17 protein-coding genes and 1 pseudogene are annotated in these 20,088 nt (G+C 57.9%); 11 read left to right on the top strand and 7 right to left on the bottom strand.

The window, feature by feature from the left end; translation table 11 throughout:
• The first annotated feature begins 67 nt into the window (after window positions 1–67).
• Entirely contained in the window at window positions 68–925 is an 858-nt protein-coding gene (nfo, locus tag CSK29544_RS11860) for a deoxyribonuclease IV (RefSeq protein WP_012124269.1), read from the top strand.
• Here nfo and CSK29544_RS11855 read toward each other — a convergent pair whose 3' ends face one another.
• From CSK29544_RS11855 to fruB, 4 genes are all read right to left on the bottom strand, one after another.
• A complete protein-coding gene (locus CSK29544_RS11855) occupies window positions 926–1,756 on the bottom strand; it encodes a sugar phosphate isomerase/epimerase family protein (RefSeq protein ID WP_007890801.1) in 831 nt (276 codons plus the stop codon).
• A 128-nt stretch (window positions 1,757–1,884) separates the two neighbouring features.
• Window positions 1,885–3,582: a PTS fructose transporter subunit IIBC gene (gene fruA / locus CSK29544_RS11850; RefSeq protein WP_007890800.1), complete on the bottom strand. Its 1,698-nt coding sequence runs from the start codon at window positions 3,580–3,582 to the stop codon at window positions 1,885–1,887.
• Between the two features lie 16 nt (window positions 3,583–3,598).
• On the bottom strand, window positions 3,599–4,537 hold the full coding sequence (gene fruK, locus CSK29544_RS11845) for a 1-phosphofructokinase (protein WP_004387452.1): 939 nt from the start codon (window positions 4,535–4,537) through the stop codon (window positions 3,599–3,601).
• Entirely contained in the window at window positions 4,534–5,667 is a 1,134-nt protein-coding gene (fruB, locus tag CSK29544_RS11840; RefSeq protein ID WP_007890799.1) for a fused PTS fructose transporter subunit IIA/HPr protein, read from the bottom strand. Before fruB ends, fruK begins: the two co-directional genes overlap by 4 nt.
• Window positions 5,668–6,036: 369 nt before the next feature.
• Between fruB and setB the strand changes: the two genes are divergently transcribed.
• Window positions 6,037–7,218, top strand: coding sequence for a sugar efflux transporter SetB (gene setB / locus CSK29544_RS11835; protein ID WP_007890798.1), 1,182 nt, complete (start codon window positions 6,037–6,039; stop codon window positions 7,216–7,218).
• Here the strand turns inward: setB and CSK29544_RS11830 are convergent.
• Window positions 7,215–7,469: a YkgJ family cysteine cluster protein gene (locus tag CSK29544_RS11830; protein WP_004387449.1), complete on the bottom strand. Its 255-nt coding sequence runs from the start codon at window positions 7,467–7,469 to the stop codon at window positions 7,215–7,217. The two genes, setB and CSK29544_RS11830, sit on opposite strands and share 4 nt — an antisense overlap.
• A gap of 19 nt (window positions 7,470–7,488) precedes the next feature.
• A pseudogene (locus CSK29544_RS22900) lies at window positions 7,489–7,784 on the bottom strand (hypothetical protein).
• Window positions 7,785–7,975: 191 nt separating this feature from the next.
• Here CSK29544_RS22900 and yeiP point away from each other — a divergent pair.
• Window positions 7,976–8,548 (top strand): elongation factor P-like protein YeiP, encoded by a 573-nt coding sequence (gene yeiP / locus CSK29544_RS11825; RefSeq protein ID WP_004387446.1) that lies wholly within the window; start codon window positions 7,976–7,978, stop codon window positions 8,546–8,548.
• 64 nt (window positions 8,549–8,612) lie between these two features.
• Here yeiP and uxuA read toward each other — a convergent pair whose 3' ends face one another.
• Window positions 8,613–9,803, bottom strand: a complete 1,191-nt coding sequence (uxuA, locus tag CSK29544_RS11820) for a mannonate dehydratase (RefSeq protein WP_007890796.1) — start codon at window positions 9,801–9,803, stop codon at window positions 8,613–8,615.
• A 206-nt stretch (window positions 9,804–10,009) separates the two neighbouring features.
• Here uxuA and CSK29544_RS11815 point away from each other — a divergent pair, with 206 nt between their 5' ends.
• From CSK29544_RS11815 to CSK29544_RS11780, 8 genes are all read left to right on the top strand, one after another.
• Entirely contained in the window at window positions 10,010–11,476 is a 1,467-nt protein-coding gene (locus tag CSK29544_RS11815; protein ID WP_007890795.1) for a mannitol dehydrogenase family protein, read from the top strand.
• Window positions 11,477–11,606: 130 nt separating this feature from the next.
• Window positions 11,607–12,593 (top strand): CobW family GTP-binding protein, encoded by a 987-nt coding sequence (locus CSK29544_RS11810; RefSeq protein WP_007869406.1) that lies wholly within the window; start codon window positions 11,607–11,609, stop codon window positions 12,591–12,593.
• 30 nt (window positions 12,594–12,623) lie between these two features.
• Complete coding sequence (locus tag CSK29544_RS11805; RefSeq protein ID WP_007851281.1) at window positions 12,624–13,331, top strand: phosphatase PAP2 family protein; 708 nt, start codon at window positions 12,624–12,626, stop codon at window positions 13,329–13,331.
• 426 nt (window positions 13,332–13,757) lie between these two features.
• A complete protein-coding gene (mepS, locus tag CSK29544_RS11800; RefSeq protein WP_004387441.1) occupies window positions 13,758–14,327 on the top strand; it encodes a bifunctional murein DD-endopeptidase/murein LD-carboxypeptidase in 570 nt (189 codons plus the stop codon).
• 169 nt (window positions 14,328–14,496) lie between these two features.
• Complete coding sequence (locus tag CSK29544_RS11795) at window positions 14,497–16,059, top strand: cyclic di-GMP phosphodiesterase (RefSeq protein WP_007851282.1); 1,563 nt, start codon at window positions 14,497–14,499, stop codon at window positions 16,057–16,059.
• Between the two features lie 95 nt (window positions 16,060–16,154).
• Window positions 16,155–17,960, top strand: a complete 1,806-nt coding sequence (locus CSK29544_RS11790; RefSeq protein WP_029039353.1) for an extracellular solute-binding protein — start codon at window positions 16,155–16,157, stop codon at window positions 17,958–17,960.
• 8 nt (window positions 17,961–17,968) lie between these two features.
• Window positions 17,969–19,066 carry a microcin C ABC transporter permease YejB gene (locus CSK29544_RS11785; RefSeq protein WP_004387440.1) on the top strand — a complete coding sequence of 366 codons (1,098 nt, stop codon included), beginning with the start codon at window positions 17,969–17,971 and terminating at the stop codon, window positions 19,064–19,066.
• Window positions 19,063–20,088, top strand: a complete 1,026-nt coding sequence (locus CSK29544_RS11780) for a microcin C ABC transporter permease (protein WP_029039352.1) — start codon at window positions 19,063–19,065, stop codon at window positions 20,086–20,088. The genes CSK29544_RS11785 and CSK29544_RS11780 overlap by 4 nt, the downstream gene beginning before the upstream one ends.

Below are 20,088 nucleotides of genomic sequence, written 5' to 3'. Positions count from 1 at the left end.
CGCCTTTCCCTGCTCTGTCCGCTATGATAAAACGTTCCCCCTTTTGCGGGTATGACAGGAGAAAATGATGAAGTTTATAGGCGCGCACGTCAGCGCATCGGGCGGGGTGGCGAATGCCCCGGCCCGCGCGGCGGAAATTGGCGCGACAGCCTTTGCGCTGTTTACCAAAAACCAGCGCCAGTGGCGCGCGGCGGCGCTGACGCCTGCCGTCATCGACGAGTTCAAAGCCGCCTGCCGCAAGCATGGCTACGGCCCCGGTCAGATCCTGCCGCACGACAGTTTTCTGATTAACTTAGGCCACCCGGAGCCGGAAGCGCTGGAGAAATCCCGCGCGGCGTTTATCGACGAGCTGGCGCGCTGCGCGCAGCTCGGCCTGACGCTGCTGAACTTCCACCCCGGCAGCCACCTTCAGCAGTTAAGCGAAGAAGCGTGTTTGTCGCGCATCGCCGAGTCGGTAAATATCGCGCTCGATAAAACCGAAGGCGTGACGGCAGTGATTGAAAACACCGCAGGCCAGGGCAGCAACCTCGGTTTCCGCTTTGAGCATCTGGCGGCGATTATCGATCAGGTGGAAGACAAATCCCGCGTCGGCGTGTGCATTGATACCTGCCACGCCTTCGCCGCGGGTTACGATCTGCGCACCGAAGAAGACTGCGAGAAAACCTTCGCCGAGTTCGACCGCATCGTCGGCTTTCAGTATCTGCGCGGGATGCACCTCAATGACGCCAAAAGTACTTTCGCAAGCCGCGTCGACCGTCACCACAGCCTGGGCGAAGGTAATATCGGCTTTACGCCGTTTCGCTGGATCATGCAGCAGTCGCATTTCGACAACATTCCGCTGATTCTGGAAACCATTAATCCCGATATCTGGAATGAAGAAATCGCCTGGCTGAAGGCCCAGCAAACGGGCGGCGCGCAGGCGTAATTACACCTCTCCCTCGCGGCGCGGCGCGTTAAGCTGCGCCGCAAGCCAGTCTAGCGAGGCCAACCCGGCGCGGGCGCTCTCTTCGGCGGGTGCCTGCTGCCACGCATCGCTGAACACCTCAAGCGACCACGGCCCCTGATATCCGCTCGCCATTAATGTGCGCGCGAAATCCACCACCGGCAGGCTACCTTCGCCCGGATACGCGCGAAAGTGGCGGCTCCAGGCCTCCAGCGATAAATCCTTATGCGGAGCATCGGCGCACTGCGTAAAGAAGATTTTCTCAGGCGCAATGTCCTTAAGCGCCAGCGTATCTCCGCGCGCCAGCACGTGAAAGCTGTCTAACACCAGGCCGAGCGCCGGATGATCCACGGCTCTCACCCGCTCCCAGGCCTGCGTGTAGCGGTTCACATGGCGGCCCCAGGCGAGCGCCTCATACCCCACCCGCGCGTCAAACTCGGCCGCGATCTCCGCGAGGCGCGCTAAATCCTCCGTCTGCCGCGCCGGATCGGCGCTGCTGTCCGCCTCCAGATTGCTGCATACCAGTAGACTGCGGCAGCCCATTTCGCGCATCGTCTCAAACGTGCGGTACGCGCGCTCGCGCGTTTGCGGCCACGCCTCCTGCGGCACGCCGTCAACGTTACGCAGCGGCTGATAAAGAAAAATGGTTAAGCCCAGCTCGCGGCACAGCGTAGCCAGCCGCGCCGGGCTTTCGCCCCACTCCGTGAAATCGGGTTCAAATATCTCGACGCCGTCGAAACCGGCCTGCGCGATGGCGCGCAGCTTTTCCGGCAGGGTTCCGGCGACACACAGCGTGGCGATTGAGCGCAGCACAGCGTCCTCCTTTAAGCGATACAAAGAGTTAAGTGTTGACGCAAATGGCGCAGAGGGCAAAAAAGACGTGTAACGGGGAATACAGAGGGGGATAAAAAACTCCCTGCCGGAGCAGGGAGTTATCAGCATCAGGCCGCTTTCGCCGCCAGTTCGCTTTCCGGACGTTTCAGGAAGGCATACACCAGACCCGCCAGCAGCGAACCTGCCACAATGGCGAGCAGGTAGCCCAGCACCGGGCTGATAGCGCCTGGGATCAGCAGGACGAACAGACCGCCGTGCGGTGCCATTAGTTTCGCACCAATCGCCATGGAGATAGCGCCAGTCAGCGCACCGCCCACGATACAGCACGGGATCACACGCATCGGGTCACGCGCCGCGAACGGGATAGCGCCTTCGGAGATAAAGCACAGGCCCAGCACCAGCGCCGCTTTGCCGCCCTCCTGCTGGCCTTTGTCGAATTTACGACGCGCCACCAGGGTAGCGATACCCATCGCCAGCGGCGGAACCATACCGGCCGCCATGATCGCCGCCATCGGCGCATAGACCTGGGAACTCAGCAGCCCCACGCCAAACGCATACGCCGCTTTGTTCACCGGGCCGCCCATATCGGTACACATCATGGCACCGAGGATAGCGCCCAGCAGGACGGCGTTCGCCGTACCCATGCCCTGCAGCCATGCGGTCAGGCCCGCCAGGATTTTAGCCACCGGCGTACCGATCACGTAAATCATCGCCAGACCCACAATCAGGCTGGAGAACAGCGGAATGATAAGGATTGGCTTCAGCGCCTCCATACTCTGCGGCAGCTTCACTTTGCCGCTGATGGCTTTCGCCACGTAACCGGCCAGGAAACCCGCGATGATGCCGCCGATAAAGCCGGAACCGGTGCTGACCGCCAGCATACCGCCGATAAGACCCGGCGTGAGGCCCGGACGGTCGGCGATGGAGAACGCGATATAACCGGCCAGTACCGGCACCATCAGGGCAAACGCGGAGCCGCCGCCGATTTTCATCAGCGCCGCCGCCAGCGTTCCTTCCTGTTTAAAGGCTTCGATGCCGAACACAAACGAGAGCGCAATCAGCAGACCGCCCGCCACCACCATTGGCAGCATATAGGAGACGCCGGTCAACAGATGACGGTACGGACCCGCGCCGCTCTGCTCTTTTTTATCGGTCGCCACGGTGCCTGCGCCTGCTGGCTGATACGGTTTGGCTTCCGCCACCGCTTTGTCGAATTCCTGCGCGGTTTTCTTCAGCGCCAGACCCGTTGAGGTGCGATACATCGGCTTCCCGGCGAATTTCGCCAGATCCACTTCGATATCCGCCGCCACGATGACCAGATCCGCCTGCGCCACTTCTTCCGGCGTAATCGCGTTACCCGCGCCGACAGAGCCGCGCGTTTCCACTTTCACCCACCAGCCGCGTTTTTTGGCTTCGGTTTCAATTGCTTCCGCCGCCATAAAGGTGTGCGCCACGCCGGTCGGGCAGGCCGTGACCGCCACAATGCGTTTCGGGCCGCTGGCGTTTACGCTTGCCGCAGGCGCGGCGACGACAGGCGCGGTATACGTCTTCGCATTCGATTTCGCTTCGCTTAAAAACAGCTCCGGGTGCGCCACGGCGCGATTAATATCGCCGAGATAAACCTTTTTGCCATTCAGGGATGCGTCTGCCGGTACGGCACTGCCGATAACAATCGCCAGTTCCGCATCGTTCGGGTTATCGGTTAATTCCAGCTGTGCTTTTTGCGCGGCGGCGCCAAGCAGCGTTTTCGCCATATAAGCGCGGGCCTGTCCACACCCGGGCTCGATAATCAGCAGCGTTTTCATTATGCCTCTCCTGCTGTTAGTGGAAGGGTTTTAAGTCGACACGCGCCATCATTGCGGCCAACTGTGTCCTGTCGGTGATGCCGACGTTGCTCTGGCTGACCGCCAGCGCCGCCACCGCCGTTGCAAGACGTAGGGTATGTTCACTGGATTCACGCATCAGCAAGCCGTAAATCAGGCCGCCAACCATGGAATCCCCTGCCCCGACCGTACTGACGACGTCACAGGACGGCGGTTTGGCGATCCATTCACCCGACGCGTTCACCCACAGCGCCCCTTCCGCGCCCAGAGAGATCACCACATGGGCGATCCCCTGTTCGCGAAGCGCGTGAGCCGCCTCGATAACATCTTTGAGTTCCGGCAGCTTGCGGCCAGCCCAGATCTCCAGCTCGCGGCGATTCGGTTTCACCAGCCACGGCGCGGCTTTCAGCCCCGCGACCAGCGCCTCGCGGCTGCTGTCGAAGATAATGCACGGACACTGGCTGCGCAGACGGGTCATCCAGTCGGTGAACGCTTCCGGAGAAACGCCCGATGGCAGGCTGCCGCTGACGCACACCATGTCGAACTGGCCAAGCCAGGTTAAGGAGTCATTAACGAAACGCTCCCAGTCGGCAGGCGTCACTTCAAAACCGGAGAAGTTAAGGTCGGTCACTTCCCCGTCTTTTTCCGTCAGTTTGACGTTAATGCGGGTGCGGCCCTGCACCACCTGGAAACGGTTGGCGATACCAAGTTCGCTGAACAGCTGCTGAAAGCCGTCCTGGTTATCTTTACCCAGAAAACCGCCCACGGTGACGTCGATACCTAAATCTTTGAGCACTTTGGCGACGTTAATGCCTTTACCCGCAGCGTGCAGGCCGGTGGTCCGCACGAGGTTAACTTCGCCGCGCTCAATCTCTGCGCAGTAACCTACCAGGTCATATGCCGGGTTGAGAGTAATAGTGGCGACACGTCTGCTCATGCTGCGCCCTCCCCGAGACCCGCGTTGATGGCTTCGCCGATGGCGTCCAGCGCCGCCTGCGCATCGTCGCCCTGTGCGGTAAAGCGCAGGCGATGGCCTTTCTTAACGCCGAGCGCCACGACTTTCATCAGGCTGCGGCCATTCGCCGGTTTACCGGTGCCGTCAAGGTTGGTGACGGTGACATCGCTGTTAAACTGTTTGATGGTGTTCACCAGCACCGTGCCAGGACGGGCGTGCAGGCCGTGCTCGTTACGCACGGTGAATTCGGCGCTCAGCACATCTTCGCCTGGCGCGTCATCGCTGGTCAGCAGCGTCAGCAGCGTGGCGGCGTCGGCGTTCAGCAGACGGTCAGCTTTATTCGCGATCAGCAGTTCGCTGACGCGGCCCAGTACCTGCAGCGGCTGATCGTCAGCGACCGCGACCGTCAGCAGCAGGCCGACGTTTTCGCCATCCTGCGTGAACGGCAGCGCCGGACGGCTCACCGCGACCGCGCTGGCGAGATTGCCCTGCGCGCTGTCAGCAAGCCAGACGCCCTGGCCGAGGTTCAGCGGTTTAGCGTTAATCACGTGGCTTACGAACTCCGCATCCACCGCGCCCGCTTCGCTGAGACGACCGGCGTTCAGCGCCTGTAACGTCACAAGGCTCGTGGCCGCAACGTCAAGCGTGAGGGTGTCGTTGTCCAGTTTCATGCCCGCGCTTTGCTTCTCGCCCATGAGCAGCGCACGCAGCTCTTCGGCGGTAGTCGCGGTTTTCAGCTGTTCAGCAATCGCATCGTCGCTCAGCACATGGGTGAGCTGACGCAGCAGGCCTAAGTGTTCATCGGAGCTGGCCGCGATGCCGATAGCGACGTACGCTACCTGATCGTCGCCCCAGGCGACGCCCTGCGGGAACTGAAACACCTGGACGCCGGTTTTCAGCACCTGATCGCGCGTGTCCGTCGTCCCGTGGGGAATGGCGATGCCGTTGCCTAAGAAGGTGGAGGTTTGCTTCTCGCGGGCCAGCATGCCGTCAACATAACCGGCGCTGACGTTGCCCGCTTTCACCAGCGCGTCAGCAACCTGACGAATCGCGGCTTCTTTATCTCCGGCATGAGCGCCGGGATGGATATCCTGAACAGATAACTGGAACATGGTCTCCTCGCTTGCTGAACCCGAATCGTTTCAGCCGTTGTGAGAAAAAGAGCGTTGTCACGCCAAATGAGCAAAACGAGACAACGCTGAAACGTTTCAAGAAAGTCTGCATTCTCCGTGCTCTGTGCGCAAGAAAAGCCGTTATTCACGTGTTGAATATTAGAGATCCCGCACATTTCACCCTTTAGTGAAACGCGGCGGGTGCCAGGTTCAGCTTTTTTCAGGGATGGTTCAGCTCGCTTCAGCAAAGCGGCAAAATGATTATGAAATGCTATTTTGATTTTTTGTGGCGTCGTGGCGTCGGGTCGCTGTTCAAATAATGACAAGAGGCGTAAACTCCGCCCCTTCTTTACCGATACTGCTTACGCTATGCAAAACGACTCCCTCGCGGCCCCGCGGCGTCCGCTCGATTTCACATCAGCCTCGTTTCTGATTGTTGCTTTTCTCACCGGTATTGCGGGCGCGCTGCAAACCCCGACGCTGAGCCTGTTTCTGACGGAAGAGGTACACGCGCGTCCGGCGATGGTCGGCTTCTTTTTTACCGGTAGTGCGATTATCGGTATTTTCGTCAGCCAGTTTCTGGCCGGGCGCTCGGATCGTAAGGGCGACCGTAAATCCCTGATTTTCGCCTGCTGCCTGCTGGGCGCGCTGGCGTGCCTGTTGTTTGCCTGGAACCGCAACTATTTCATTTTGCTGTTTGTCGGTGTGTTCCTGAGCAGTTTTGGTTCGACCGCCAACCCGCAGATGTTCGCGCTGGCGCGCGAGCATGCCGATCGCACCGGGCGCGAGGCGGTGATGTTCAGCTCGGTGCTGCGCGCGCAGGTATCGCTCGCCTGGGTGGTGGGGCCGCCGCTGGCGTACGCGCTGGCGATGGGGTTCGGCTTTCAGGTGATGTATATCAGCGCGGCGGCGGCGTTTGTGCTTTGCGCGCTGATGGTCTGGTGCTTTTTGCCCTCCATGCGTAAAGAGCCGCTCGCCACCGCCGCGCCGCTGGAAGCGCCGCGCCGTAACCGGCGCGACGCGCTGTTGCTCTTTTCGGTGTGTACGCTGATGTGGGGCACCAACAGTCTCTACATCATTAATATGCCGCTGTATCTGATTAACGAGCTGCGCCTGCCGGAAAAACTGGCGGGCGTGATGATGGGCGCTGCCGCCGGGCTTGAGATCCCGGTGATGCTGATTGCAGGCTTCTACGCCCGTAAATTCGGTAAACGCTTTCTGATGCGGGTCGCGGTGGCGGCAGGCGTGCTGTTTTATCTCGGCATGCTGACGCTGCACAGCCCGGCGCTGCTGCTGGCTTTACAGCTGCTGAACGCCATTTATATCGGCATTCTGGCCGGTATCGGCATGCTCTATTTTCAGGATCTAATGCCAGGCCAGGCGGGTGCGGCGACCACGCTGTACACCAACACCACCCGCGTGGGCTGGATCATCGCCGGATCGCTTGCGGGCGTGATTGCGGAGCTTCTCAACTACCACGCGGTGTTTTATGTGGCGCTGGCGATGACCGCAGGCGCGGTCTGGTGTTTGTGGCGCATTAAGGACGTTTAAGGCGCGGTCAGCGCCTCAAGGTGAATAAGAAAGGTCATCGCCTCGTGGCGGCTTTCGCCGCACATCTCTTTCGAAGGCTGAAGGCCGCCGCAGACTTTCGGGCGCAGCGGCGAGCCAAAGAGCTTACAGCGCAGGCGTTCGTCGAGCTGGACGCAGGGCGTATTGGCCGGTTTGCCGTCGGGCATGCCCGGGATCGGGCTTGAGATAGACGGTGCGGTGCAGCAGGCACCGCAGTCGGGGCGACATTCCATACATTCTCCGTGACGACGCTCAGGCGTCGGTCAGTGATTTTTCAAGCAGCAGCCGGTAATCAGCCACCTCGCCCTTCTTTTCCAGCCCGATAACCTGGTAACCGTTGCGGAAAAGCAGCATAAGCATGGCGCCGATTCATAGCCGAGCGTAAAGCCCACCGGCTCTGCACCGTCATACGCCACCAGCGCGCAGGCGACGCGCTCGCCGATACGCTGGCGGATAGCCTGCGCAGCATGCAGGCCGGCGAACTTCGGGATCAGACGATAAACGGTAGCCGTTTCTTCAGGCAGGACGAGACAGATGGAAATCGGCATTGCGGCTCCTCGCGTGAAAGCCGGGCATTGTAGCGTTTTGCCTCGCCGGGTACAGCACTGATGTCGAAAAACTCACCGCGCGCGACTTTTTCGGTACGTCTCGCAATGTACGTAATTCCGCTTGCCTGGCGCGTGCCTCGCGAGTAACTTGTCGCGATATTTTGCATATTCCAGCTTAACAGGACACGTCGATGCCAAGAGCGAATGAAATTAAAAAAGGTATGGTGCTGAATTACAACGGCAAACTGCTGATTGTGAAAGATATCGATATTCAGTCGCCGAGCGCGCGCGGCGCGGCTACGCTGTACAAAATGCGCTTCTCTGATGTCCGTACCGGGCAGAAAGTGGAAGAGCGTTTTAAAGGCGACGATATTCTGGACACCATTACGCTGACGCGTCGTTTTGTCGATTTCTCCTACGTCGACGGCAACGAGTATGTCTTTATGGATAAAGAAGATTATACGCCGTATACCTTTACCAAAGACCAGATTGAAGAAGAGCTGCTGTTTATGCCGGAAGGCGGCATGCCGGACATGCAGGTGCTGACCTGGGACGGCCAGCTGCTGGCGCTCGAACTGCCGCAGACGGTGGATCTGGAAATTGTGGAAACCGCGCCCGGCATCAAAGGTGCCTCCGCGAGCGCCCGCTCCAAGCCTGCCACGCTCTCAACGGGCGTTGTCATTCAGGTGCCGGAATACCTGAGCGCCGGTGAAAAAATCCGCGTGCATATCGCCGAGCGCCGCTACATGGGCCGCGCCGAGTAATCGCCGCCCTGAGAAAAGACAAAGCCCCGCCAGTGCGGGGCTTTTTTTATGGCGGTGCTGACGGTTACAGCAAATCCGGGAACAGCACTTTTTTCAGCGCCAGCTCCACACCGCGCACTTCCGCAAGCCCTTTCAGGCGGCCAATCGCCGAATAGCCGGGGTTGGTTTTCTTGCGCAGATCGTCAAGCATCTGGTGGCCATGATCCGGACGGAACGGGATCGGGCGCAGATCGCCTGCTTTTTTACGGCGTTGCTCTTCGGTCAGAATCGCTTTTACCACCGCGACCATATCGACGTCGCCATACAGATGCGCGGCTTCATGGAAGGTTTTTGGGTTCGCCTCGCGGCAGGTGGAGCGCAGATGCGTGAAGTGAATGCGATCGGCGAAGGTTTCCACCATCCGCACCAGGTCGTTATCCGCACGCACGCCGTATGAGCCGGTACACATGGTGAAACCGTTATAGAGGCTGTCGACGGTCTCTTTCAGCCACTGCATATCTTCAATGGTGGAGACAATGCGCGGCAGGCCGAGGATCGGGCGCGGCGGATCGTCCGGGTGAACTGCCAGACGCACGCCCGCTTCTTCGGCCACCGGGACAATCGCTTTCAGAAAATACGCCATGTTGTCGCGCAGCGCGGCCTTATCGATATGGTCATATTCGCTCAGGCGGGCGCGGAACTGATCCAGCGTATAGCCCTCTTCCGCGCCCGGCAGGCCGGCGATGATATTGCGCGTCAGCGTCTCAATTTGCGCCTCGCTCATGGCGCTGAAATAGTCCTGCGCCTGGCGCTGTTCATCGTCGGTGTAATCATGACGCGCGCCGTCGCGTTTTAAGATATGCAGTTCAAAGGCCGCGAAGGCGATGTGATCGAAACGCAGCGCTTTTGAGCCATCCGGCAGCGTGTATTCCAGATCGGTACGCGTCCAGTCAAGGATGGGCATGAAGTTGTAGCAGACGGTATCGATGCCGCAGGCCGCCAGATTGCGGATGCTCTGCTGATAGCTTGCGATGTAACGATCGTACTGGCCGGTATGGGTTTTGATATCTTCGTGCACCGGAATGCTTTCGACCACCGACCAGGTCAGGCCTTTCTGCGCCAGCTCCGCCTGACGTTTTTTGATCTCCTCCACCGGCCAGACTTCGCCGTTGGGAATATGGTGCAGCGCAGTGACGATGCCGGTCGCTCCGGCCTGTCTGATGTCGTCCAGCGAAACCGGATCGTTCGGCCCATACCAACGCCAGGTTTGTTCCATCTCCCTCTCCTTAAAAAGTTGTTATACCAATATTACTAACCTCTATGATGACTACCATACATGTTTACCTAAAGCCGTCAAACCACATGCTGTCCGCTATTGATCCAGCTCACAAACCCCGGATATTTACGGCACACCAATTCAATTTGTTGTCATATAACTTTACACTGATTTTGTTAAATAATGGTTATCAGGATATGTGAGAAATGAATAATATCGCTTCCGCCACGCTGCCTGCTTCGGTCCAACGCCCCACTTATGACCGCCGCGCCCTGCAAACCCGCATCGTGCATTTTGGCTTCGGCGCGTTCCACCGCGCGCATCAGGCGCTGCTGACCGACCGGGTGCTTAACCTGAACGGCGGCGACTGGGGTATCTGCGAGATAAGCCTTTTCAGTGGTGATGAATTGATGAGCGCGCTGCGCGCCCAGGATCATCTTTATACCGTGCTGGAAAAAGGCGCTGACGGTAATCAAGCTATTATTATTGGCGCGGTAAATGAATGCCTCAACGCGAAGCTCGACGGGATGGACGCGATTATTGAGAAATTCTGCGAGCCGCAGGTCGCTATCGTCTCATTAACCATTACCGAAAAAGGCTACTGCATCGATCCGGCGACCGGTCAGCTTGATACGCAAAACAGCCGCATCGCGCACGATCTTGAAAACCCGCACCAGCCGCAATCTGCCCCTGGTCTGCTGGTTGAGGCGCTGCATCGCCGCCGCGAGCGCGGCCACGCGCCGTTTACCGTGCTCTCCTGCGATAACATTCCTGATAACGGCCATGTGGTGCGCGAAGCGGTGCTCGGCATGGCGCATCAGCGTGACCCTGCCCTTGCGCAGTGGATAGCCGACCACGTGACGTTTCCCGGCACGATGGTGGATCGCATCGTGCCCGCCGCGACGCCGGAATCGCTGGCGGAAATTGCCGACGCTCTCGGCGTTGCCGATCCGTGCGCCATCAGCTGTGAGCCATTCATTCAGTGGGTGATTGAAGATAATTTCGTCGCGGGCCGCCCCGCCTGGGAAGACGCGGGCGTCCAGATGGTGGATGACGTGCTGCCGTGGGAGCAGATGAAGTTAAGAATGCTGAACGGCAGCCACTCTTTTCTCGCGTATCTCGGTTATCTGGCGGGCTATGCGCACATCAGCGACTGCATGAACGATACACACTTTCGCGACGCGGCGCGCCAGCTGATGCTGCGCGAACAGGCACCGACGCTGCGCATTACTGGCGTTGACCTTACCGGCTATGCCGACAGCCTGATTACGCGTTTTGCCAACCCGGCGCTGAAGCACCGCACCTGGCAAATTGCCATGGACGGTAGCCAGAAATTGCCCCAGCGTATGCTCGATTCGGTGCGCTGGCATTTGCAGCACGGGGGCGAATGGTCGCTGCTGGCGCTTGGCGTGGCGGGCTGGATGCGCTACGTCAGCGGCGTGGATGACCGCGGCCAGCCTGTCGACGTGCGCGACCCGCTCGCTGAAAAAATCGCGGCGCTGGTGCAATCAAGCAGCGAAGATGAACGCGTCGGCGCGCTGCTGACGCTCAAAGAAGTCTTCGGTGAAGATCTGCCGCAGCATCCGCTGTTTATTCATACGCTGAATGCCGCCTGGCAGTCGCTGTGCCGTCTGGGCGCGAAAGAGGCGGTTGCCCGGCTCGCACGCCGCTGATTTTTAACCCTGAATGCTTTTAACGCGGACGCGCGCCTGCCCGTCCGCGTTTTCTCTTCTCATGCCCATTATTTTTATCCAGAATGTCGCCTGATGATTTATTCCCGTCAGATATTTATCAGGAGCGCACGTGACCCGTACCAGTCTCATAACCGGTTTTCTTGGCAGCGGAAAAACCACCACGATCCGTCATCTGCTGGCCCATAAAGATCCTGCGGAAAAGTGGGCCGTCCTAGTCAATGAATTTGGCGAAGTCGGCATCGACGGCGCGCTGATGGCTGACAGCGGCGCGCTGTTAAAAGAGATCCCCGGCGGCTGCATGTGCTGCGTTAACGGCCTGCCGATGCAGGTTGGATTGAATACCCTGCTGCGCCAGGGAAAACCCGATCGCCTGCTGATTGAACCGACCGGACTTGGCCATCCGAAGCAGATCCTCGATATGCTGACCTCAGCGGTCTATGAACCCTACATTGATCTGCGCGCCACGCTTTGCCTGCTCGACCCGCGTCAGTTGCTGGATGAAAAATATGTCGCCAATGACAATTTCCGCGACCAGCTGGCGGCGGCAGATATTATCGTTGCCAATAAACAGGATCGCAGCGATGCGGCAAGCCTTGCGGCGCTGAACGCCTGGCGCGACGAATACGCCGCCGACCGGGAACTGGTGTTCGCGACCCAGGGTGAAATCGACCCGGCGTTGCTTGATAAGCCGCGTCTTAACCTGCGCGAGCTGCCCGCCAGCGCGCATCATGCACATTCACATGCCACACGCAGCGGACTGGCCGCGCTGAGCCTGCCGGGCAATCAGCGCTGGCGTCGTAGTCTTAACAGCGGTCAGGGGCATCACGCCTGCGGCTGGATTTTCGATGCCGATACGGTGTTCGATACTATCGGCATACTGGAGTGGGCGCGGCTGGCACCGGCTGAGCGCGTAAAAGGCGTGCTGCGCATTCCTGAAGGGCTGGTGCGTATTAACCGCCAGGGGCAGGATTTTCATATCGAAACCCAGAGCGCGCCGCCGCCGGACAGCCGCATTGAGCTGATTACCGCTTCGGAAACGGACTGGAACGCGCTTCAGTCCGCTCTGTTGAAGCTTCGTTTAGACACCTCGCTTTAACGTTACCCTTTTGTGAAACTTCAGACGCCCATGATGACTTCCCGTTTCCCCGCGATCCTGCTGCTTAATCTGGCAGGTGCCGTCCTTTTTCTTTCCTGGTATCCGCCGGCGCAGACCGGATTCTGGTTTACCCTTGATGCCGGGATTTTCCACTTTTTCAATCACCTGGCCGCCACCAGCCACAGCTTTTTATGGTTTCTGGCGATAACGAATAATCGCGCCTTTGACGGCTGCTCGCTGCTGGCGATGGGCCTGCTGCTGCTCTGGTACTGGCGCAAGGCCACCCCGCCTGGCCGCCGCCACATCATTATTATGGGCATTGTGATGCTGCTTTCTGCGGTGGTGCTGAACCAGCTTGGGCATCTGCTGCCGGTGTCGCGCCCGAGCCCGACGCTGACTTTTGAAGACAGCCTGCGCGTGGGCAAAATGGTGGGGATCTCCACCAAAGACGCCTCGACCGACAGTTTTCCGGGCGATCACGGCATGATGCTTTTAATATTTGCGGGTTTTATGTGGCGTTATTTCGGCGCTAAAGCTTTCGGGCTTGGCCTGCTGATATTCTGCGTTTTCGCGCTCCCGCGCATGATGATTGGCGCGCACTGGTTTACCGATATCGCCGTTGGCTCTTTGTCAATCGTTTTTATTGGTCTTCCGTGGATTTTATTGACGCCGCTTAGCGATAAAATAATTACCTGGCTTAATAATCATCTGCCTGGTAAAAAAACAACAAATTCATAACAATTAATAAATACTTTAAAAGTATGTTCAACAGGGATCGTTAAGGGTCCCTGTTTATTTTATAGACACACCTTCCCGAACGCCTTTCGCAAGACTTTCATATATTCGTCATAAAAATGAATAGGTTGTCTATTTTTACGACAAATCGTGAGTCCTTATCCTTTCTTTGCCACTGGTATACCGGGCATTACAATTTCTTATAAAAAAATAAATAAAACCACTCGCCATATGGGGTTTGTTCAGGTAATCTCGGGAGCGTTTTGCGGTTTAAGGGCATTTATTGGTAATGCAAATAAAAAGTGTGGCCTACCACACAATTTAGCTCACCAGGAATTGTCTTACCCCCCAGAGCTCATTAGTCTCGGCACGTTTAGCATTTTTTATAACGATTTTTATCGTTAAGGACTTCAAGGGAAAACAAACATAATGGTCAAATCTCAACCAATCCTGAGATATATCATGCGGGCCATTCCCGCAGTCGCTGTGGCAGTTTTGCTTTCAGCATGTAGCTCCACCAATACCGCAAAAAACATGCATTCTGAGACGCATGCAGTAGGTGAAAACGACGGGCTGTTACTGCAAGCCTCTCAGGATGAATTCGAACAGATGGTCCGTACGCTGGATGTGAAATCCCGCATTATGGATCAATACGCTGACTGGAAAGGCGTGCGCTATCGCCTCGGCGGCAGCACTAAAACCGGCATCGATTGTTCCGGCTTTGTGCAGCGTACTTTCCGTGAACAGTTTGGTTTAGAACTCCCGCGCTCTACATATGAGCAGCAGGAAATGGGCAAACCGGTCGATCGTACCCGGTTGCGCTCCGGCGATCTGGTGCTGTTCCGCGCTGGATCTACCGGCCGCCATGTCGGCATTTACATCGGCAACAATCAGTTTGTGCATGCGTCCACGCGCAGTGGTGTCATGATTTCCAATATGGACGAACCGTACTGGAAGAAGCGCTATAACGAAGCGCGCCGCGTACTGAGCCGTAGTTAATCCGGTATGACGATTTCCCTTGATCGTCCTTGCTGAATAAAAAAACGCTGCTGATGCAGCGTTTTTTTCGTCTGTGCCTCTGTTCTTGCCGCTTCTGTAACCCCTCACCTCAGGCGGGATTTCTGTTAAGCTGGTTTCACGCCAGTTGCTCGCACAGGAACTAAAAAGGATGTTATCCAGTCCGCCTTTTGCATCAACACTGTCCACGCCCCGTAAAATTATTCTGGTCGGTATTGCGACAGGCCTGGCCCTGGCGTTGATTATCACGATCGCTGCCCGCGGCTGGCTGCATCAGCAGCGTGAGAATCAGTACGATATGCTGGCGCGGGATATTCATCACTATCTCAATACGTATTTTGCCCAGCTGAAATCCTCCGCCGACGCGCTGCAACCGCTCACCCTTGCGGAATGCGGCACCGTGTCGTCTGAGCTTACTTCGCGTGCGGCGTTTAACCTCAACGTGCGCGCTTTTTTACTGGTCAGAGACGGCGCGGCCTATTGCTCTTCCGCCACCGGCAAGCTTCACCTGCCGCTTCGCAATCTCGCTCCGGATATCGACACTCATAAAACGGTTGATATCAGCATTATTCCGGGCACGCCAATGATGCCCGATAAACCGTCCATTGTGATGTGGTTCGGCAATCCGTTGATGGAAGGTCGCGGGATCGTTACTACGCTTAACGTGAATCTCACGCCGTATCTGGTCTACACCGCGCGCCAGAACGATCTCAACGGGCTGGCTCTGGTAGCGAAAGACAGGGCGCTGACCACATTTTCCGGCAAGGTCATGACGCCAGATGAACTGCCCGCCTCACCGCTGCGTAGTGAAAGCGTGCAGGGTTATCCGCTGAAGCTTTATCTCTATGGCGACACCATGCCCGCCGAAGACCGCCATCTGGCACTGCTGCTCGGTTTATTAATTGGCCTGCTGGGTGGCACACTGACGGTGATCCTGCTGGCGCTGCGCGCACGATCGGGCCGAGAGATCGTCAGCGCCATCAAGCGCAATCAGTTTTTCGTGGTTTACCAGCCGGTGGTGGACGCCGCCACGCGTCAGATCCGCGGCGTCGAGGCGCTGATGCGCTGGGAACACCCGAGCGCGGGCATGATACCGCCGGACGCGTTTATTAATTTCGCCGAGGCCCAGGGACTTATCGTTCCCTTAACCCGCCACCTGTTCAGGCTCATCGCCCAGGATGTACCGCGCCTGCAACAGACGCTACCGCCTGGTGCCAAGCTCGGTATTAATATTGCGCCCGGTCATCTTCATTCCGAGCAATTCAAAATGGATATTCAGAAGTTGCGCGCCTCGCTGCCGCCGGATTATTTCCAGCTGGTATTTGAGATAACCGAGCGCGACATGATCCGCGAGGAAGAAGCGCTGGATCTTTTTCAGTGGCTGCATGAGCAAGGCTATGAAATCGCGGTCGATGACTTTGGCACGGGCCACAGCGCGCTTATCTACCTTGAGCGCTTCACGCTGGATTACCTGAAGATCGATCGGGGGTTTGTGAATGCGATCGGCACCGAAACGATCACCTCGCCGGTACTGGATGCCGTCATCAGCCTTGCGAAACGCCTGAATATGGCGACAGTTGCCGAGGGCGTGGAGACGCAGGAGCAGGCGAAATGGCTGACCGTGCGTGGTGTGAACTTCTTACAGGGCTACTATTTCAGTCGCCCGATGCGTGCCGCCGATCTGCCTGCCAGCATGAAAGAAGCCGACGCATAACGCGGGGCTATTTCACAATCGCGCGCGGCTCCCTTATTATGCAGCCATGCTGTTACCGCGCCCGTTCAGGCCCCGGAGAAGGACATACCACCTCAATGATTGCACGCGCGTTCGTTTTGCTCGTTCTGATGTTCAGCGCTGTTTGTCAGGCGCAGACCATTCATGAAAGTTACTCCCTGGCGGTGCTCGGGGAACCGAAATATGTCGTTAACTTTAACCATTTCGATTACGTCAACCCGGCGGCCCCGAAAGGCGGCAGCATCACGCTTGCCGCCATCGGCACGTTTGATAACTTCAACCGCTACGCGCTGCGCGGCAACCCCGGCGTTCGCACCGAAGCGCTCTACGATTCACTGTTTACCAGTTCCGACGACGAGCCGGGCAGCTACTACCCGCTGATTGCCGAGATGATCCGCTACCCGGACGACTTTTCCTGGGCAGAGGTGACGATAAACCCGCAGGCGCGCAACCACGACGGCTCGCCGATTACCGCAAAAGATGTCGCCTACACCTTTCAGAAATTTATGACCGAAGGCGTGCCGCAGTTCCGGCTTTACTACAAAGGCACGACGATAAAGGCCATCGCACCACTGACCGTGCGAATCGAGCTCGGGCAGCCTGGTAAAGAAAATATGCTCGGTCTGCTGACGCTGCCGGTGATGCCGGAGAAGTTCTGGCGCGACCATAAGCTTAGCGATCCGCTCTCTGCGCCGCCGCTCGCGAACGGCCCTTATCGCGCTACCCAGTGGCGTATGGGGCAATACATCGTCTACTCTCGCGTGAAGGATTACTGGGCCGCTAACCTGCCCGTGAACCGCGGCCGCTGGAATTTCGACACCATCCGTTACGACTACTATCTCGATGACAACGTCGCTTTTGAGGCGTTTAAAGCGGGCGCGTATGACTTCCGCCCGGAAAGCAGCCCGAAAAACTGGGCGACGCGCTATACCGGCAGTAATTTTGACCGCGGCTATATCGTCAAGGACGAGTTTGAAAAAACCACCGCGCAGGACGCACGCTGGCTGGCGTTCAATATTCAGCGTCCTTTCTTCGCCGACCGGCGCGTGCGCGAGGCGATTTCGCTCGCCTTCGATTTCGAGTGGATGAATAAGGTGTTGTTCTATAAAGCCTGGCGACGCCCGAACAGCTATTTTCTGAATACCGAATACGCCGCGCGCCACTATCCTGACGCCGACGAGCTCACCCTGCTGGCACCGCTTAAAAAAGAGGTGCCGCCTGAAGTCTTTACCCGCATCTACGAGCCCCCGGTGTCGCGCGGCGACGGCTTTGACAGAGAGAATCTCCTCAAAGCGCTGGCGCTGCTGAAAGACGCGGGCTGGGAGCTTAAAAATAACAAGCTGGTGAACCGCGAAACCGGCAAACCGTTTACGTTTGAACTGCTGCTGGGCTCGGAGGGCAATAACCAGTGGGTGTTACCCTTCCAGCATAGTCTGACGCGGCTGGGCATTACGATGACCATTCGTCAGGTGGATAATTCGCAGCTTACCAACCGACTGCGCAAACGCGATTTCGACATGATGCCGACGCTCTATCGCGCGTCGCCCTGGCCCGATACCGGATTGCAGATAAGCTGGGCGTCAGACTATATCGATTCTTCATGGAACACTCCCGGCGTGCAGAACCCGGCGGTGGATAAACTGATAGCGCAGATTATCGCCAACCAGGGCAATCAGCAGAAGCTGCTGCCGCTCGGCCGTGCGCTCGACCGTGTGCTGACCTGGAACTATTACATGATCCCGATGTGGTATGCCGCCGCGGATCGCGTGGCGATGTGGAACAAATTCTCGCGCCCCGCCACCAGCCCGCTCTACACGATTGGCTTTGATACGTGGTGGTATGACGTCAATAAAGCCGCCACGCTGCCAGAAGCACGGCGCTGAGGAGAATTATGGGCGCTTACCTGCTTCGCCGCTTACTGCTGCTGATCCCGACACTCTGGGCCATCATCACGCTTAACTTTTTCATCGTCCAGATAGCGCCCGGCGGCCCGGTGGATCAGGCGCTCGCCGCTATCCAGTTTGGCAGCGCCAGCGGCATCCCCGGCGTTCAGAACGGTGGGATGCAGAGCAGCCGCCCGCAAAACGGCGTGATGAACGTTAACGAGAGCCACTACCGCGGCGCCCGCGGGCTCGACCCGGAAGTGGTCGCCGAAATCACCCACCGTTACGGGTTCGACAAACCGCTACATGAGCGCTACCTGAAAATGCTGTGGGATTACGCGCGTTTCGATTTTGGCGACAGCCTGTTTCGCAGCGCGTCGGTCATCGATTTGATAAAAAACAGCCTGCCGGTCTCGGTCACGCTCGGCCTGTGGAGCACGCTGATAATCTATCTGGTGTCGATTCCCCTCGGCATTCGCAAGGCGGTGAACAGCGGCAGCCGCTTCGATGTCTGGAGCAGCGTGGCGATTATCACCGGCTACGCCGTGCCTGCCTTTTTGTTCGCCATTTTATTAATTGTCGTTTTCGCCGGCGGCACCTGGTTCGATCTCTTTCCGCTGCGCGGACTGGTCTCGGCTAATTTCGACACGCTGCCGTGGTATCAGAAAATTACCGACTATCTCTGGCACATTACGCTGCCGGTGCTGGCGACGGTGATTGGCGGTTTCGCGACGCTCACCATTCTTACCCGCAACGCGTTTCTCGATGAGATCCGCAAGCAGTATGTGGTAACGGCCCGCGCCAAAGGGCTTGGCGAGCAGCAGATCCTCTGGCGTCACGTGTTTCGCAACGCCATGCTGCTGGTGATTGCGGGCTTCCCGGCCACGTTTATCAGCATGTTTTTCACCGGTTCAGTGCTGATTGAAGTGATTTTCTCGCTCAATGGCCTCGGGCTGCTGGGCTATGAAGCCACCGTATCGCGCGATTATCCGGTAATGTTTGGCACGCTCTATATTTTCACCCTGGTCGGCCTGCTGCTGAATATCCTGAGCGATATCACTTATACGCTTGTCGACCCACGCATTGATTTCGAGAGGCGCGGATGAGAAGACTCAATCCGGTCAATCAGGCGCGCTGGGCGCGGTTTCGTCATAACCGGCGCGGCTACTGGTCGCTGTGGATTTTCGCGATAATTTTTGCCTTAAGCCTCTGTGCCGAGCTTATCGCCAACGATAAACCGCTGGCGGTGCATTATCAGGACCGCTGGTATTTCCCGTTTATCCATAACTACAGCGAAAGCGATTTTGGCGGGCCGCTCGCCACGCCTGCCGATTATCAGGACCCATGGCTGCAACAGCGGCTGGAAGATAAAGGCTGGGTGCTGTGGGCACCGGTGCGTTTTAGCGGCACTGCGATTAATTTCGCGTCGGATCACCCCTTCCCTGCCCCGCCGTCGGCACAAAACTGGTTGGGCACCGACGCCAACGGCGGCGATGTGCTGGCGCGCATTCTGTATGGCACGCGCATCTCCTTGCTGTTCGGGATAATGCTGACGCTCTGCGCCAGCGCCATCGGCATTACGGTTGGTGCAATCCAGGGCTACTACGGCGGCAGAATCGATCTGTTCGGCCAGCGCTTTATCGAGATCTGGTCCGGCATGCCGACGCTGTTTCTGATCATTATTCTTTCAAGCGTGGTGCAACCGGGCTTCTGGTGGCTGCTTTTGATAACCGTGCTGTTCGGCTGGATGACGCTGGTGGGTGTGGTGCGCGCCGAGTTTCTGCGTACCCGCAATTTTGACTATATCCGCGCCGCCCAGGCGCTTGGCGTCAGCGACCGCGCGATTATCTGGCGTCATATGCTGCCAAATGCGATGGTGGCGACGCTGACATTTCTGCCGTTTATTCTGTGCGGTTCGATTACCGTGCTGACGGAGCTCGATTTCCTGGGCTTCGGGCTGCCGCTCGGCTCGCCGTCGCTTGGCGAGCTGCTGTTGCAGGGCAAGAATAACCTCGAAGCTCCCTGGCTTGGCCTCACCGCCTTTTTCTCGCTGGCGATTTTACTGTCGTTACTCATTTTTATCGGCGAAGCGGTTCGCGACGCCTTCGATCCCGGTAAGGCGGTCTGA

The sequence above is a fragment of the Cronobacter sakazakii genome, from assembly GCF_000982825.1.
Classification (GTDB): Bacteria; Pseudomonadota; Gammaproteobacteria; order Enterobacterales; family Enterobacteriaceae; genus Cronobacter; species Cronobacter sakazakii.
The sequence above is the reverse complement of the archived record's forward strand: the minus strand, read 5'-3'. Positions and strand labels throughout refer to the sequence as shown.